13 protein-coding genes are annotated in these 16,597 nt (G+C 61.3%); 7 read left to right on the top strand and 6 right to left on the bottom strand.

Annotated elements, in window-relative coordinates:
- The first annotated feature begins 146 nt into the window (after positions 1-146).
- Positions 147-536 carry an EthD domain-containing protein gene (locus AAC645_RS17655; protein WP_340317898.1) on the top strand — a complete coding sequence of 130 codons (390 nt, stop codon included), beginning with the start codon at positions 147-149 and terminating at the stop codon, positions 534-536.
- Between the two features lie 166 nt (positions 537-702).
- Here AAC645_RS17655 and AAC645_RS17650 read toward each other — a convergent pair whose 3' ends face one another.
- From AAC645_RS17650 to AAC645_RS17625, 6 genes are all read right to left on the bottom strand, one after another.
- Positions 703-3,111 carry a TonB-dependent receptor gene (locus AAC645_RS17650; protein WP_340317897.1) on the bottom strand — a complete coding sequence of 803 codons (2,409 nt, stop codon included), beginning with the start codon at positions 3,109-3,111 and terminating at the stop codon, positions 703-705.
- A 496-nt stretch (positions 3,112-3,607) separates the two neighbouring features.
- Positions 3,608-4,006, bottom strand: coding sequence for a hypothetical protein (locus tag AAC645_RS17645; protein WP_340317896.1), 399 nt, complete (start codon positions 4,004-4,006; stop codon positions 3,608-3,610).
- Positions 4,007-4,126: 120 nt separating this feature from the next.
- The gene (locus AAC645_RS17640; protein ID WP_340317895.1) at positions 4,127-5,005 is read right to left on the bottom strand and encodes an LLM class F420-dependent oxidoreductase; all 879 of its coding nucleotides are present in this window, start codon (positions 5,003-5,005) and stop codon (positions 4,127-4,129) included.
- Positions 5,006-5,128: 123 nt separating this feature from the next.
- Complete coding sequence (locus tag AAC645_RS17635) at positions 5,129-6,157, bottom strand: LLM class flavin-dependent oxidoreductase (protein ID WP_340317894.1); 1,029 nt, start codon at positions 6,155-6,157, stop codon at positions 5,129-5,131.
- A 51-nt stretch (positions 6,158-6,208) separates the two neighbouring features.
- Positions 6,209-7,369, bottom strand: coding sequence for a sulfotransferase family protein (locus AAC645_RS17630; protein WP_340317893.1), 1,161 nt, complete (start codon positions 7,367-7,369; stop codon positions 6,209-6,211).
- An 85-nt stretch (positions 7,370-7,454) separates the two neighbouring features.
- Positions 7,455-8,660: a DUF1214 domain-containing protein gene (locus tag AAC645_RS17625; RefSeq protein WP_340317892.1), complete on the bottom strand. Its 1,206-nt coding sequence runs from the start codon at positions 8,658-8,660 to the stop codon at positions 7,455-7,457.
- 348 nt (positions 8,661-9,008) lie between these two features.
- On the opposite strand from AAC645_RS17625, the gene AAC645_RS17620 reads away from it, so the two are divergent.
- From AAC645_RS17620 to AAC645_RS17595, 6 genes are all read left to right on the top strand, one after another.
- Positions 9,009-9,983 (top strand): TauD/TfdA dioxygenase family protein, encoded by a 975-nt coding sequence (locus tag AAC645_RS17620; RefSeq protein ID WP_340317891.1) that lies wholly within the window; start codon positions 9,009-9,011, stop codon positions 9,981-9,983.
- A gap of 171 nt (positions 9,984-10,154) precedes the next feature.
- A complete protein-coding gene (locus AAC645_RS17615) occupies positions 10,155-12,569 on the top strand; it encodes a TonB-dependent receptor (protein WP_340317890.1) in 2,415 nt (804 codons plus the stop codon).
- A gap of 15 nt (positions 12,570-12,584) precedes the next feature.
- Positions 12,585-13,946 carry an LLM class flavin-dependent oxidoreductase gene (locus tag AAC645_RS17610; protein ID WP_340317889.1) on the top strand — a complete coding sequence of 454 codons (1,362 nt, stop codon included), beginning with the start codon at positions 12,585-12,587 and terminating at the stop codon, positions 13,944-13,946.
- On the top strand, positions 13,943-14,929 hold the full coding sequence (locus AAC645_RS17605; RefSeq protein WP_340317888.1) for an aliphatic sulfonate ABC transporter substrate-binding protein: 987 nt from the start codon (positions 13,943-13,945) through the stop codon (positions 14,927-14,929). The genes AAC645_RS17610 and AAC645_RS17605 overlap by 4 nt, the downstream gene beginning before the upstream one ends.
- A 44-nt stretch (positions 14,930-14,973) precedes the next feature.
- Complete coding sequence (locus AAC645_RS17600; RefSeq protein WP_340317887.1) at positions 14,974-15,756, top strand: ABC transporter permease; 783 nt, start codon at positions 14,974-14,976, stop codon at positions 15,754-15,756.
- Between the two features lie 4 nt (positions 15,757-15,760).
- Positions 15,761-16,585 (top strand): ABC transporter ATP-binding protein, encoded by an 825-nt coding sequence (locus AAC645_RS17595; protein WP_340317886.1) that lies wholly within the window; start codon positions 15,761-15,763, stop codon positions 16,583-16,585.
- Positions 16,586-16,597 lie beyond the last annotated feature (12 nt).

The raw sequence follows: 16,597 nt of genomic DNA, 5'->3' as shown, positions 1-16,597 counted from the left end.
GGCGAGGATGGCTGGTATGGGATCGAGCTTGCCGGCGCTTCCACCTGCGAAGGACTGTCGGAGGAAAATCGCCATCCGGCAGAGCTCTCGCTATTAGAGAACCTGCCGGGACCACTTTGTTTTGGAAATACCTTGGGAGAGGCACGATGTACAAGATGATGATGTTCATGAAGCGCAAGGAAGGCATCTCGTTCGAGCAGTTTCGTGATCACTATGAGAATGTGCACATCCCTCTCTGCACCAAGTGGCTCGCCCCCTTCATCGTCGATTTCAAGCGATACTATCCTCAAAATCTCATCAACCTTTATGTTGGTCGAGAAGATGCCGATCAGGCGCCGAACAATGATGGCGGCGTCGATTATGATGCGGTTTCGATCTATAGCGTGAAGGATCAAGCGGCTTTGGACGCGCTCCTCAAGGTTGCCCAGGATCCAGAGTTCACCCGGGCGGTGACAGCGGATGAGGCGAACTTTGTGGATCGAGCGAAGTCTCGTCAGACACTTGTCGAAGAGATCGCCGGCTCGGGCCTGATCTGACGCTCCGCTGATACTATTTTGCGCTGACTGGAACCTGTGGAGCCTTCCTCTTCAGGCAGGCGTTGGGGTGGGGCTCACCTCATTGCCCGGCCTGGCGGACAGCCCCCCACCCCCGCCCCCTGAGGGGAGGGGTGAAGAGTCGCAGCCACTGCAACTTGGGCAGATGTCAGCGGAGCTTGAAGGACGCGCTGAGCCCATAGGTTCGGGCCATGCCCACATAGCGGACCGGAGTTTCGGCCGACTTGATGACGTTGTTCCAGTACAGCTCGTTGCTCAGGTTTTTGCCCCATAGCCACACCCGCCAATGATCGGTGCGGTCCGCAATGCCCAGTTGTGCATCGAACAACGTGTACGGCGCGATATCCCAGCGCTCATTTGCTGCGATCTGGGCCATCGTCCTGCTGCGATACGCCATGTTCCCGCCGACGAAGACGTCCAGAGCGTCCGTGATCGGGGTCTGGTAGTTCACGTCGATGTTGACGCTGTGCTTCGGCACGAACGGCAGCGGTCCACCCGACAGGTCGATCGGAACATTCTGGAATGGGGGCGGATTTCCGTCAATACTGAAGCCGGTATATTTCTTGATTTTGCTTTTCACGAACACTTCCGAGGCGCGGATTGTCAGGCCCTCGGCAGGACGAACGGTCACCGCGAACTCTGCTCCCTTGAGGCTGGACTTGGGAATGTTGACCTGTTTCGCGACAAGGCCGAAGATGTTTCCCGTGTTCTCGCGGCCGCGCTGCTGCTTGTTCGTATAGTCATAATAGAACAACGCTCCTTCGGCGGTGATCCAGCGGGAATCGTTCGTCTTGAATCCAACTTCATAGGCAAGCACGGATTCTTGCTTCACTGGCAGGAATGATCCGGCATTTTGAGAGAAGATGGTTGGGAAATTGCCCGACTTGAAGCCCTTGCTTACTCGCGCATAGATCAGCGAGCGGTTGGTCGGGTGGAAGTTCAGATTCACATTCCAGGGAATGTTGTTCTCCTTCAGCTCAAGCCGGGAGAGCCCTGGCTGCCGCGGAGCAGGGGCGGAGTAGCAGGCGCCCGGCTGGATCTGGAACGCCGTCCCGAATATGCCATAGAGCGTGTTGAACGTCGTCGCGGCTCGGCCGTCCCCGGTATCCCGGACACAACCTCTGAACTTGCGGTCTTCCTCGCTGTAGCGGATGCCGCCTGAGACCGAAAACCGGTCGTTGATCTCATATTCGGCATTGGTGAAGACCGACCAGCCCCTGATCTTCTGGGCCATGTCGGCGGTCGCCTGGGTGAAACCTCCGCCAGGAAGAGCGGTGAGCGACCGAAATTGCGCCGCGAGCAACGTTTGTTCGTCGGCGACCTTCTCATGTTGATAGTTCAATCCGACGATCCAGTTCAGTGCACCGACCTTGGCATTGGCGCGGAACTCCTGGGAAAAAGTCGTTGTATGGGAATTGAGCGTGTACGCGCTGTTGTTGACGTCCTGGCCAAGCGTCGCCGGAAACAGGCTCGTGCCGATGCCATCCTGCTCGCGCTCGCTGTCGATCTTGCTCTTCATGAACGCGCTGATCGATGTCAGCGTGATCTGCTCGGTAAGATCCAGATCCGCGCGCAACGACCCCTGCCAGAAATGATCGTCGGTCTTGAAGTCCCGGAACTGGTCCCAATCGGCCCAGCGCGGGCTGTTCGGAATGGTCCTTAGACGCGTATCGGGCTGGTTCAGCGGCGGCAGAAGCGACGGCGCACCCATCACCTGCTCCAAACTCGCCGGCGTGCCATTGCCGTTCGCCCCCACCCACTGGACGAGCTGGGGAATCTGGTTGTCGGATTTGTCGATCCAGCCATTGCCGTTGAGCGTGATCCGAAGCGTGTCTACCGGGTCCCACTGCAGGATCGCGCGGCCGGTGAACCGTTTTATCTCGCCGATCGTGTCGCCTGGGCGCGACACGCTCTTCTGCCAGCCGTCGAACTGCCGGTCGACCCGACCTGCGACGCGCGCCTTCAGCGTATCGGCCAGCGGCCCGCTGACATAGCCCTCCAGCGACGTATTGTTGAATCGCCCATAGCTCCCGCGGACGCCCGCCTCGAAACTATCGGTCGGCTTCGCCGCAATGTAGTTGATCGCGCCGCCGGTGGCGTTCTGGCCGTACAGGGTGCCCTGCGGCCCCTTCAGCACTTCCACGCGCTCGAGATCGAGAGCCGCGCCGCGTGTCATCACCGGAAGCGTGAGCGGAACCTCGTCCACATAAATGGCGACACTCGAACCCGAACTGACGGACAACTCGTTCACGCCCACGCCCCGCAAGCTGTAGATGGGCGTATTGAAGCCGGAATTGCCGACGGATAGGCCCGGAACGACCGTGGCGAGATCCTCAGTCGTGGATATCTGCCGCGTCTCCAGCGCCTCCGCGTTGACCACCGCAACGGATAGGCCCACGTCGGTGAGAATTTGAGCCCGCTTGTTGGCAGTGACGACGATGTCACCTTCACCAGCCGCCGGCTCTTGCGCGACCGCCCTGGCAGGAACGGACACGGCCATGCATGTCAGCAGAGCCGTTCCGGCAAGCAGCGACCCGCTAAACTTCTTGCTTATCATATTTCCTCTCCTGATGGGCAACGTTATTCTAATGCCTCTTCATTAAATGAAGTAGGGTGATCGCAATATTCTTGTCAAGAGATGCAACGATGTGCGGCAGCCATTGCGCGCTGGCAGTGGCCCTCGAAGTGACGCCCAAATACGTTGATTACACCGGGCTCCTTGTCAGTTCTCCGAGCGCGCCAATGTACGAAACAGGCGATCATCCGCCACCGGACGGAATGATTTTCGATACCTCAGCGTCGGAAGAGCACGAGTTCCCTGATCTTTTCTAATGCCCGTCCAAATTTCTGCCGCGGTGCGGCAGGACGTCCAAGGAGCAGTGCAAAAGCGAATAAAAACAACGTTGTGACTGTGAACCGCGATGCTAGCAGTGGAGAGACTTGCCCCCCGGACGCGGGATCATGCATTTACGAGCCCCGCCTAAAGCCCACCACCAAGGGAGGGAGAACCACTCTATCGCCGGTGTCTGAACCGGTGTTCGCTCGCGGTCGGTTCATTGCTCCCCGATGTCTTCGACTTCGTTTCGGCCATCGAGCAGCCAGGCCTCGGCGGCTTGCATCGAAAGGAAGGAGCACACCCGATCGTCGTTCCCCAGCACGCGGCGCGCCTGAATCTTGGCAAGATTGGAGCCGAGCACGAGCGCGTAGCGATCCTCGGGCGTGCGCAGCAGCCGGTCCGGTTGCTCGAAATGCTGCGTGACCTCGGGCGGCTGGATCGACAGCTTGCGGGCGTCTACGAGCAGCCGAATCTTGCCGAACCGCTCCGCTGCGATGTGTACCAACCTTGCGGCGTCCGCATTATACCGCTTCACATCGTCGACCGTAAGCAGGACGTCCTCCAAGTGAGTCGCCCGAACCAATTGCTTCAGCTCATCGATCACGATCTCCACCACGACCCCTTCTCCTCTTCCCGATTTCAGGCGTGGCGGCCGTGACCGCCGCGAACGGGCCGAACGCATCCGTGGCGCAAGGCTCCCAGCTACCTAGCTACCTGTCAACTGGCGCCATCAAGTTTAGCCATCGACGCGCTGCAGGACCTCGGCCAGAAAATCGATATGCTCGTCGGCGGTGCGGTAACCGCGACCCATTGTGCCGACGCTGGCATGGGTGCCGCCCGCATCGCGCCAGCGGCGCAGGGCATCGACGCTGTCGGCAACCTCCAGGCCCTGCGCGTTCCTGTCTTGGACGATCAGATGCGCCCCGAAGCCGTCCACAGGCCGGTTGGCTTCCGCGAGCAACTCGCGCACGCGCCGCCAGCCGGGAAGCGCGTGCTCCTCCAGCCCCGCCGCGAAGATGAACCCGTCGGCCAACTTCGCCGCGCGGCGATATGGCGCCTCGCCGAAACCGCCGCAGAAGATCGGGATCGGACGCTTCGGGCGCGGGACGATGTTGCCTCGATCGATCTTGTCGAAAGTCCCTTCGAAGCTGACCACCGGTTCGCTCCACAGTTGGCGCAGATAGGGGATCTGCTCGTCGAGCTTCTTCCCACGCTTGTGAAAATCCTGCCCGAGCGCATCATATTCGACGTAATTCCAGCCCGTGCCCACGCCGAGCGTCAAACGGCCGCCTGAGAAGAGGTCAAGATCGGCCGCCTGCTTGGCGACGAGCACGGTCTGGCGCTGCGGCAGGATCAGGATGCCGGTGACGAACTCAATCCGTTTTGTGATGCCGGCGAGGAAGGAGAAGGCCGTCAACGGATCGTGGAACGGGTGCTTGTCGGTGTAGGGTCCCCAGAGCGGAGGATCGCGGCCTTCGTGAACGGCGCCGACAACATGGTCGTACAGGAGAAGCGAGGCATATCCCATCGCCTCCACGGCCCGCGCGATTTTTTCGAGCGCTTCCGGCGTCCCGGTCTCCGTCTGGGGATAGACCGCGCCAATCTTCATCGACATTGTCAGGTCCTCTCAATGGTCTGATTCTTTTAGTATGGTTACGTACCATATGCAGGCCAATTATGCCTGTCCATCATCGCCCTCGAACCGGCGGAGAGATTTCGAACGAAGGCGGCGTTAATTTTACGATGCCGAACTATCTTCGCCTCGGCTCGGGGCCACCTCGTCTGCCTGGAGCTCGGGAATGATCCTGCCCGCGATCAGTTCGAGGCTCTTCCAGGAAAATGCGGGGTCGATGCCGGAGATCAGTGGGTTGATTGCGACATGGCGACCCAGATCGCGTTGCTTCCGGCAATAGGATAGGCCTTCTTCGGGTGTAAGGATGATATAGTTGCCCGAGTTTCGAAGGGCCTCCGCAGATCCGGCGGGCTTCTGGTGAAGGGCTTGCCCCGTCTTCTCTGCATTTGCCGCATAGGAGTTCGTCTCGTGAAGCGCAAAAGGGGCAAGCTCGGCCCATGCCTCTTCGGGATCTTCCGCAATATGGATGACCGTGGACCCGCCGCCGTTGATCACCCGGCCCGGGGCCTTGCCAAGCTCGACACAGACGCGATGATATTCTTGGGCGAAGTCGGCCCGATAGGTCATTGGATAGTAGCCGTCGCCGAACCTCGCGGCGCGGCGCGCGGCGGCGAGGACCCCGCCACCGATGAACAGCTTTGGCCCGCCCTCCTGCACTGGAGACGGCGTTACGCGGATCTTGCGGCCATCATATTCGAACATGTCGCCCTTCAGCGCACGTCTAAGCGCATCCAGCTTATGATCCATGAGTTGGCCGCGATCCTTCAGGAGCACACCGAACATCTCGAATTCCGACGGCATGTAGCCAAGCCCTAGCGTCACATCCAGGCGGCCGTTGCTGACGATGTCCACCATGATGCAATCCTCCGCGATACGGATCGGATCATGGAGAGGCAGGATGATAGCCGAGGGCTGAAACCGGATGATCGACGTGCGGCTCGCCATCGCCGCGGCGATGATGAGCGGCGATGGGTTGACGTTGTCGGGCGTGCCGTGATGCTCGGTCAGTTCGACCCTGTGAAAGCCGCGCTTGTCGGCCCATTCGACCTGTTCGATAGCGGCGCGCGCCAGTTCGACGGAACCGAGCCCGAAGGACGGGCTCCGCAGATCATATCGCAGCCAGAATTCCATCATGTTGCGCACTTTTCTCGAAAAATGGCCAAGGTCGCGACTGACGCGAGCCGTTCACTCCATATAGGCCGAAAAACGATCGATGTAGGGCGAAAACGCCGCGCGGATTTCGGCGTCGCTCATGCCGATCTCGTCCGGAGAATAGGACGTCCTGCCGTGCTTGTCTCTCGGATTGCGATTTTCCCAAGCCTGGATATTTGCCCGCGAGGCTTCGGAAAAATCCATCTCGAGAAAGTCGTAGATCTTCTTTGCAACGGCAGTTCCCCCCTGGGTGACTTCGCGGAAACTCAGGTCGAGGACCGGCACGTCGGGATTGCTGTCGCGCCATTTGATATGCTCGACCGTCTGCCTGGAACAGGCCTCCAACATTTCTGAAGCCAAGTGCTGGCTCGTATCGACCTGCGAATACATTTTGCGGACCGCCATCATCGTATGCGTGACGGACGGCATGCATTTCACGGGATCGCGATGGGTGATGATGAACCTGGGGTTCTTGTGTATCTGGGTGAGCCTAGCCTCGGCGCCGAGATGAAAGGGGTTCTTGAACAGCCAAGGCTTGTGCCGGTCCGACGGAAACTGCCATTGAAGATATTTAATAGCCGAAACAAAATAATCGAAAGCGGGCTGCACATCCGCATGGTCGAGCCATTCCATGAAGTCAGCAACACCGGTTATCCCGAAGTTCAGCGTATCGCGGAAGGTGCTTTCCATCAGAAAACAATCTTCTTCTGGCTCCTCGGTGTGCATCGGGTGCCATTTGGCTATTTCGGGCGAAACATCGTACATCCACTTCTCATATTCGTAGGTCTGGCGGATGCGTTCCGCCTTGCCGGCGTTGGGCATATTCGGGATCCGGGCAAATCGGGACACGCTCCACAGGCGCAGGACCTGAAAATCGCCTGAAGAACCCAGGACGCGCTGCAACTTGGTGCTACCCGTGCGGGGAAGGGATGCGATGATGACTGGAGAGCCGATGTCCTCATCCTCTATCTCGGGATGGTCCTTGAGATCCTGGGCGAACCACAGCCGGTTGACCAGAATGTTGAGGAATCGTTCGCCCAGCTCTTTCCTGCGGTCATCACGTATGAGGTCAGACTTGTTGATGCCATCGATCAATACGGTCAGGCCTTCCAAGAAATCGTCAGGTCCGAAATCAGAGAGGCCGGTACGATCCCTGGCGGTAGCAAGAAGATCGTCAACAGCAAACATAGTCATTTCATTCTCCAAGCTTTAAAATACAGGCCGTCTGCAAAATGCGGAGGAGCCGGGCATGACGCCACTATTCCGCGCCGGTGCTATTCTACCATCGGCGCCGCAGTTGGACCGCCCTGCGCCGGGCGCGGATCGCCGCGTCCCGCTCCTCCGCCGTGACGACCGGCGTATCGGCCGGGAGCTGCCGCGACACATCGGTGATCTTTACCTTGGCGACATGGGGCGTGGGATAATCGGATGCGTCCGTCCAGCGCCCGTAAACGAAGCCGGTCGAGCGACCCACAGTATCGAGCCAGTTCGGCACGCCCGGGTCATGCGCAGACGCGACGATCCGGAGCTTGCCGTCGCTGTCGATACGAGCGCTATGGCCGTTCAGGCTTGAGTGACGATTGACCCAGTCGATCGACTGCCAGAAATCGTCGGTAAGATGAAATCCCCAATAGGCGCATCTTTCAGGAACGTCGGATTCGATGATCAGAGCTTCGTCGTCAGCCAGTTCGAACATGCCCTCGACGAACGCCTGGTTCGCCAGCCCGCCATAATTTGAATAGTCCTTGCAGGTGAGGCTGTTGGGCGGCGCCGCCCGCAGATGCCGGGTTGGCGGACCATCGAAGCTGACCTCGCCATAGGCCTCGATATATTTCGAAATCTTACCGAGGGCCTTATCGATATCGCGAGCAGATCGCCTCGGTTTCGCGGCCGGCACATCCAGACGCTGAATGGCGAACCGGCCGTCGACTTCGTTGGTCCAGTCATAGTGGCGCTGGCGGACGATCACTGCGGTTGCCTCGGGCTCCAGTTTCCACCAGTCGCCTTCATATCCCCGCGGGCGCTCGGGGCTGAGTAAGATCTCGAAAGATCCGTCCTCGGCTAAGATGGCCGAATCGAGGTCGAAAACACCTTTGGAACTCCCGACGAGCGACTTTGGATCGTCGATCATTCGGGCCACCGAGCCGACATCGCCGCCCAACTGCAACGAGGCGATCCTGGCGCTGCCGCGAAAACCCGAAATCTGGTAAATCCCCCGATCCTCGATGACGGCCTGGCTGAGCGTGTCGTCCGGATTGGGGAAGCCCTGTCCGAATATATGGTTATAGTAGGGAATGAACTCAGGATATTGCGGGTCGCTGATCATAAACAGATAACCCACCGATATCTGCGAATACAGGAACTGGTACAGATCCGCTTTCCATTGCTCATCATGCGGCCGGGATGACAGCGCCGCGATCTTTTCAGCCAGCGGCGCCAGTTGGTCGATATAGCCACGCCATGCGGAAAGCCCCATGTCGGTCATTCCGTTTACTCCTGCCGTCGTGAACTCCTGCCCAAACTGCCATCTCGTTCGCGGTCGGACAAGCTGCTGGCCAGTGCCAGAACCGTTCGGCGTCCGGGCGCGAAAGCCGGGCCGAAGCGTCCAGCGCTTCGAGGACGACCCTCCGATTCTTGCCGGCGGCGAATAAGAATAGCTGAGATAGTCTGCCAAAGCGTCGCTTGAGCGCCGCGCAGAAAAACTTGGATGCAATCTCTACTGATTCGGTAGATTAATTTCCATCCACCCCGGGGCAGGCGGAATATTCGCCTGTGATCGGCGGAGTGTCAGTCTGGTCCGTTTTGGCGGGCCGTGAACAGGAGCACGACAGCAATGACTATCGAACAGTCGACATCAGCCCATCCCGCGCCCGTTTCAGCCGGCTACATCAACGCGGCCGACCTGGATTCGCCGCTTCGCGTGACACCCGTAACAGGCCGGATCGGCGCTGAAGTACATGGCGTCACGCTCTCCGATACCATAAGCGAGGCTGCGCTTTCCGCGATCAAGGCTGCGCTGGTGCGGCACAAGGTGCTGTTCTTCCGGGGGCAACATCAACTTGATGATGCCGCGCAGGAGGCTTTTGGCGAACGCTGGGGACCGCTCGTGGCGCATCCGACGGTACCGGTGCGAGACGGCACGCGGCATATCCTCGAGATTGACTCGATCGATGGTCACGCCGCAAACAGCTGGCATACCGACGTTACCTTCGTAAGCGCCTATCCCCAGGCATCGATTTTGCGTGGCGTGGTTATCCCCGAGGCGGGCGGCGACACATTGTGGGCGAATGCCGCCGCTGCCTATGCGACGTTGCCGGATGAATTGCGGGCGCTCGCCGACACCCTCTGGGCAGTACACAGCAACGATTATGACTATGCCGAACAAACTGGCGGTACGCGCGACCCCAAGATTTTGGAGCAGCGCGCGCTCTTCACTAAAACAGTCTACGAGACCGAACACCCCCTTGTCCGCGTTCATCCCGAGAGTGGGGAGCGGTCACTGGTGCTGGGCCACTTCTTCAAGCATTTCGTGGGGCTCAGGCCGAGCGACTCACGGCGCCTGTTCGATGTCTTCCAGGACCAAATTACCCGACCGGAAAATGTGGTGCGCTGGCGCTGGCAGGCCGGTGACGTGGCGATTTGGGACAATCGGGCGACACAGCATCGCGCGATTGCCGACTTCGACAGGCAGCGACGTACCGTACGCCGCGTGACGATCGAGGGTGACGCACCGGTCGGAATTGATGGACGGCGCAGCCGCCCAATCAAGCCGGCACCGGGACTCGCCGAGCTATCAGCCGCCGCATGATGCGCTGACTACCGGGGGGTGACCGCCCCCCGGTAGTTCACAGGTCGATAGGAATACCGACGGCGAGAAGATCGCCGAACGGCTGACTGTGCGCGCGGCACAAGACCGCGCCACGCAGGAGAGGTGGACATTCCGAAGAGCCGATTGGGCTCACAAGGGGAATTTGCGCCAATGAACATATCTACCGAACATTATCGACCAATTCGCACATGGACCGCGCTCGCGCTGGCGCTCGCGGCCGGTGCGGGTGCCACGCCGGCCCGCGCTGCGGACAGCGCGGTGGCTGCCGATAGCGTGGGGGCTGAAGCGCTGGACCTCGACGCCGGCGAGATCATGGTGACCGCGCGCAAGCGTGACGAAAGTCTACAAAATGTCCCCATCGCGATCAGCGTGCTCGGCGGCGCGGCGCTCGAACAGAAGGGTGCCTATCACCTTCAGCAAATCTATCAGGAAGTCCCCAGCCTGACCGTCTTCACGGTCAACCCGCGTAACGTCAACATCAACATCCGGGGTCTCGGCAGCAACGTCGCCATTGCCAATAACGGGCTGGACCTTGGCGTCGGCTTCTACGTCGATGACGTTTACTATGCCCGCGTCGGCCAAGCCGGGTTCGATCTGGTCGACGTCGATCACGTCGAGGTGTTGCGCGGACCGCAGGGCACGCTGTTCGGCCGGAACACCACCGCAGGCGCGATCAGTGTGACGACGAAATCGCCGAGCTTCACCACCGAAGCTGCCGGTGACATCACCGTCGGCAACTATGGCCTGATCCAGGGTCGCGGCACGATTTCAGGACCCATCATAGGCGACACCCTCGCTGGTCGCCTGTCGATCGAGTCGACGACCCGCAACGGTTTCATCAAGGATGTCTATCAGGATCGTAGGGTCCATGATTTCGACAACGCCACCGTGCGCGGCTCGCTGCTGTGGCACGCCAGCGACGACATCGACGTCAAGCTGTCCGCCGACTATGCCAGGCAGAAGCAGAGCTGCTGCGTTGGCATGTTCCTGGGCGTCGTCACCAACTATGACAATGGCGCGCCGGTGAGCAACGCGCTCCCTGAACGTAACGCCCGCCTCGGCTACACGTCCCTGCCCTTCGATCCCCGCGCCAGGACGACCGACGCCGATTGGCTCGGGCCCATCCGGATGAAGCAGGGCGGCGTCTCGGCGCGGGTCGAGTGGGATCTGGGGGCGGCGACATTGACCTCGATCTCCGCCTGGCGTTTTTGGAACTGGACCCCCCACAACGACACCGACTACAGCGCGCTCAGCATCTATACCGACAACAACCAGTTCGACCGTCAGCGCCAATGGAGCCAGGAATTTCGTCTGGCGTCGAGCGGCAAACGCCGGCTCGACTATGTTCTCGGCCTCTACGCCTTCCATCAATCGATCCGCGGCTGGTTCGTCAACTCGTTCGGGCGCGACGCCGGTGAATGGCTGATCGCGCCAGGCACTTCAGGCCTGACAGCCGAACAGCGGCGCGCAGCGCTGGAGGGCACCTATACCTATGCCCCATCCAAGCCGCAGACCGACAGCTATGCCGCGTTCGGCCAGGCCACCTGGCACGCGACCGACGCCATCAGCGTGACTGGCGGCCTTCGCTTCACCCACGAGCGCAAACATGGCTATTTCGAGCAGACGCGCGGCGGCGGATCGGACATCTCCACCTTGAATGCCGCGCAACTGGCGCAGCGCTATGCCTATACGCCGACCGTTCCTTATTATTCGCTCAGCCGCTCTTGGAACAGCCTGTCGGGGCTGCTGACAGCCTCGGGACAATTGACGAGCGACGTGCTGGCCTATGCGACCTATTCGCGAGGGGCCAAGTCGGGAGGCATCAACCTTGCCAGCCTGCCGCTCGATTCCAGCGGCGCCGTGCGCAGCGAACTGGCGGTGGTCAAGCCGGAGAAAGTCGACAACTTCGAAGTCGGACTGAAGACCCAGTGGCTCGACCGTCGGCTGACCGCGAATATTGCATTGTTCCTGGTCAACGTCCGCAACTACCAGAGCACGGTCTACGACCTGAGCATGGTCCCGGCGAAGGCCTATATTTCCAACATCGGCAAGGTCCGTTCGAAGGGCATCGAGATCGACCTGCGCGCTACCCCTGCTGACGGCCTGACGCTCTATGGCGGCGGGACTTACAACCTGGCCAAATATGTCAGCTACAAGAACGCACAATGCCCGTTCGAACTGCGGGCTCCCGGCCAGCCGACCGTCTGTGATCTGAGTGGAGCACGGCTGCCTGGCGCACCCCGTTGGGCCGCCTCGGCCGGTGGCGAATATGCGCATCCGATCGGAAAGATCGAAGGCTATGTAGGCGCCGACTACAGTTACAGGTCTTTCTACTATTCGAGTTACAATGACTCTCGTTATTCAAAGATAAATAGCTTTGGACTGGTCAATGCGCGACTTGGGATCCGCAGTGAGAGCGGAAATTGGGACGCATCGATCTGGGGTCGGAACGTCTTCAACAAGCTGTATTACTACTACACATCGGTGAACGACATCGGCGCTGCCTATACAGGCTCGCTTGGGGATCCACGTACATTCGGCGTGACTTTGCGTAGCCGCCTCTAATCGAAAGGCCAAAAAATGTCCAAGCGTAAGGATCAGATCCGGCTCGGCGCCTTCCTGATGGCGACCGGCCACCACGTCGCGGCCTGGCGACACCCACAGGCACAGGCGGATGCAGGAGCCAATCTCGACCATTATGTCGGCATTGCCCAGGCGGCCGAGCGCGCCTGTTTCGACATGGTGTTCCTCGCCGATAGCCAGGGAGGGTTCTTCAACCGCGCCGATCCGGCCGCGAGTTCGGTTACCGCCCAGGGCGCGACTTTCGAACCAATCACGCTGTTGTCGGCAATCGCCGCCCAAACCAGTCGCATCGGCCTCGTCGCCACCGCCACGACGACCTATTATGAACCCTTTATCCTGGCGAGGTTGTTCGCTTCGCTCGACCTCCTGAGCGGGGGACGAGCGGCGTGGAACCTCGTCACCTCGGCCAGCCCGCTGGAAGCTGCCAACTTCAGCCGCGAAAGCCATCCCCAGCCCGAGGATCGTTACGATCGCGCCGAGGAATTCGCCGATGTGATCAAGGGCCTGTGGGAGAGCTGGGAGGATGACGCTTTCCCTCGCGACAAGGCGAGCGGACGTTTCTCCGATCCGGACAAACTCCACGTCCTGAACCACGCGGGCCGCCATTTTTCGGTTGCCGGGCCGCTCAACGTACCCCGCTCGCGTCAGGGGCATCCGGTTATCGTCCAGGCCGGATCGTCGGAGCCAGGCAAGGCACTCGCCGCGCGTACCGCCGAGATAGTATTCACCGCGCACCAGACGATCGACTCCGCCCAGGCATTCTACGCGGATGTGAAAGACCGGCTGCCCCGCTACGGCCGGGGCCACGACGAGCTGAAGATCATGCCCGGCATATTCCCGGTAGTCGGCGGAACCGAGGCCGAGGCCCTGGCCAAATATGAGGAACTGCAGCGGCTGATCCATCCGGATATCCCCCGGCGCTTTCTCGCCCAGATGTTCCAGAGGCCCGAGCTGCTGGAGCATCCGATCGATGAACCGCTGCCTGACTGGTTGGAGGTGGACGGCCGCGCGAGCCGCCCGGCGCTGCTGCTCGATCTCGCCCGGCGCGAGAAGCTGACGGTTCGCGAACTTCATCTGCGGGTGGCCGGCGCGCGGGGCCACCACACCATTCACGGCACAGCTGAGCAGATCGTCGACGAGCTGGAGGCCTGGTTCGATGGCTATGCAGCCGATGGCTTCAACATCATGCCGCCGCACTTGCCGGATGGGCTCACCGACTTTGTCGAGCAGGTCCTGCCCGAGTTGCGGCGCCGAGGCCGCTTCCGCCACGAATATGAGGGAACGACGCTACGCGAAAATCTGGGCCTGCCGTTCCCGGTCCACCCAGCCGGCCGAGCGGCACTGGCGGCGGCGGAATGAGCGGCGATCTTCTTTCCGGCTCCCTGCCGCTGAGCCGCCGCCGGTTGCTGGCGGCGGCTGGCGCTACGCTGCTTCTCGCCGCATGCACGCGCGACGAGAGCGCAGGAGTAGTGATCGGCTACCAACGTGGCGGTATCCTCTATCTCGCCAAGAGTCGTGGCGATTTCGAGCGTCGGCTGGCGGCGCGTGGCGTGGCCCCGGTAAAGTGGGTCGAGTTCGCATCGGGGCCGCCGCTGGTCGAGGCGATGCGCTCCGGCGCCATCGACATCGGCTTCACCGGCGATACCCCGCTCGCCTATGCCCAGGCCTCCGGTTCGCCCATCGTCTATGTTGCCGCCCAGGTCGTGCCGGATACGACCGGCGGTCTGATCGTGCGCCGCGATTCTCCGATCCGCGATGTGGCGGGGCTGCGCGGCCGGCGCCTGACCTTCACCAAGGGATCGGCGTCGGAGCTCTCAGCGGTGATCGCACTGCGCGCGGCAGGCCTTTCCATCACCGACGTCGAACCGGTCTACCTGACGCCTGCGGACTCCATGGCGGCGTTCGTCTCCGGCAAGGTCGATGCCTGGCTGACCTGGGAACCCTATTTGTCGCTGTCGGATGCCCGGATAGGTATCCGGTCCATTCCCATAGATCGAGGCGGTCTGAAATCGATCGCCTACTATCTGGCCGGCAGCAGCTTCGCCGATCGACGGCCGGACGTGGTCACCCATGTCCTCGACGAACTCCGCGTCGAAGCCGATTGGGCGCGCGCGCATATTCCCGAGACGGTCGAGATCGCCGCCCAGGCGACAGGTTTGCCGCTCGCTATCCAGCAAAAGGTCTACGATCGCTACGGCAGCGCGATCTTCGCAGTCGATCGGCTCAGTCCGGAGATCATCGCCAATCAACAGCGCGTGGTCGACCTGCTGCGCACTGCAGGCGTGGTGGATCACCCTATAGACGCACGCGCCGCGGCCTGGACGCGGTGGCAACCGGCATGACCGCGCGCGCATCCGCTTCGCAACGACCACGAGGCACCATGACCATGTCGTCACATATAAACACGCTGTCGCGATTGAGTCGGTCGAGATGGATATCTCCGGCTGTGCTCCTGCTCCTATGGGAGTTGGCGTCACGTGTGGGATTGATCCCCGACCAAATGCTCGCCGCGCCATCAGCGGTGCTGACGACCCTGTTCCGAATGACCGCGTCGGGCGAGCTTCCGGCCAATCTGCTGGTTTCCGCCACGCGGGCCGGAATCGGCCTCGCGATCGGCGTATCGAGCGGCATAGCCCTGGCCCTCCTCGCCGGCCTGTCGCGGTTCGGGGAGGCCATGGTCGATCCGCTTGTGCAGATCAAACGGACCATCCCGGTGGTTGCGCTGTCGCCCTTGTTCATCGTCTGGTTCGGCATCGGCGAGACGCCAAAAATCGCGCTCATCGCGTTTGCGACGATCTTCCCGGTCTATCTCAACCTCTACAACGGCATTCGCGCCGTGGACGTCCGCTTGCTGGATGCTGCGCGGAGCTTCAGTCTCGGGCAGCGCGAACTGATCGTCCACGTCATCCTGCCGGGTGCATTGCCGTCGCTGCTCGTCGGCCTGCGCTATTCGCTGTCGATAGCGGTGATCATGCTGGTCATTGCCGAGCAGATCAACGCGTCGTCGGGCCTGGGCTATCTGGTCAACAACGCGCGTGATTTCATGCGGACCGACATCATCGTCGTCTGCCTGATCATCTACGCGATGCTGGGACTGGGAGGCGACTTCATCGTCCGACTGGTCGAACGGCGCGCCCTGTCGTGGCGCCCCAGCCTGGTGGAGGCCTGAACACATGGACGCCAAACACGCATTGACGACGGTAACACCCTTTCCCGGCCGTGCCGGTCCCGCAAAAAGGGATAAGCCGGCACCCGATCCAGTCGTGCGGCTGCGAGACTTCACGCGGCAATTCGGCAACAATGTCATCATCGAGAAGCTCGATCTCGACATCGCGCCGGGCGAGTTCGTCGCGCTGCTCGGCCGATCGGGTAGCGGGAAGACGACGCTGCTGCGCACGCTCGCGGGGCTCGACGGGGTCATGGGCCAGGACGTGACCGTGCCGAGCGCGCGCGCGGTGGTGTTTCAGGACGCGCGCCTGCTGCCCTGGAAACGCATGTGGCGTAACGTGGTACTGGGTCTGAAAGGTGGAGATACGCGCGAGCGGGCGGAACGTGCGCTCCGCGAGGTTGGCCTTGGCCACCGCCTGGACGCATGGCCGCTCACCTTGTCAGGCGGAGAGGCCCAGCGTGGCGCGCTTGCCCGGGCGCTGGTCCGCGAGCCGCAGCTCCTGCTGCTCGACGAACCATTCGCAGCCGTCGACGCGCTGACACGGATGAAGATGCACGAACTCGTGCTGGCGCTGTGGCGGTCGCATCGGCCTGCGGTGATGCTCGTCACCCACGACATCGACGAAGCCATCGCGCTGGCCGATCGCATTCTCGTTCTCGACCATGGCCGCATCATCGCCGAGGAGCGTATCGATGCGCCTCGCGGAGAACGCACGGCGGCGGTCCGCCCGCTTCGCTCGCGATTGCTCGGGCATCTCGGCGTCATCGCACCCGAAGGAACTTATGCAGACGCGATCGCCAATTCCGCCAAGCCCGGTCGCATCACATAGGCCTGTCCAGAT

The organism is Rhizorhabdus argentea, assembly GCF_037861105.1.
In the GTDB taxonomy this organism is placed as follows: domain Bacteria; phylum Pseudomonadota; class Alphaproteobacteria; order Sphingomonadales; family Sphingomonadaceae; genus Rhizorhabdus; species Rhizorhabdus argentea.
The sequence above is the reverse complement of the archived record's forward strand: the minus strand, read 5'-3'. Positions and strand labels throughout refer to the sequence as shown.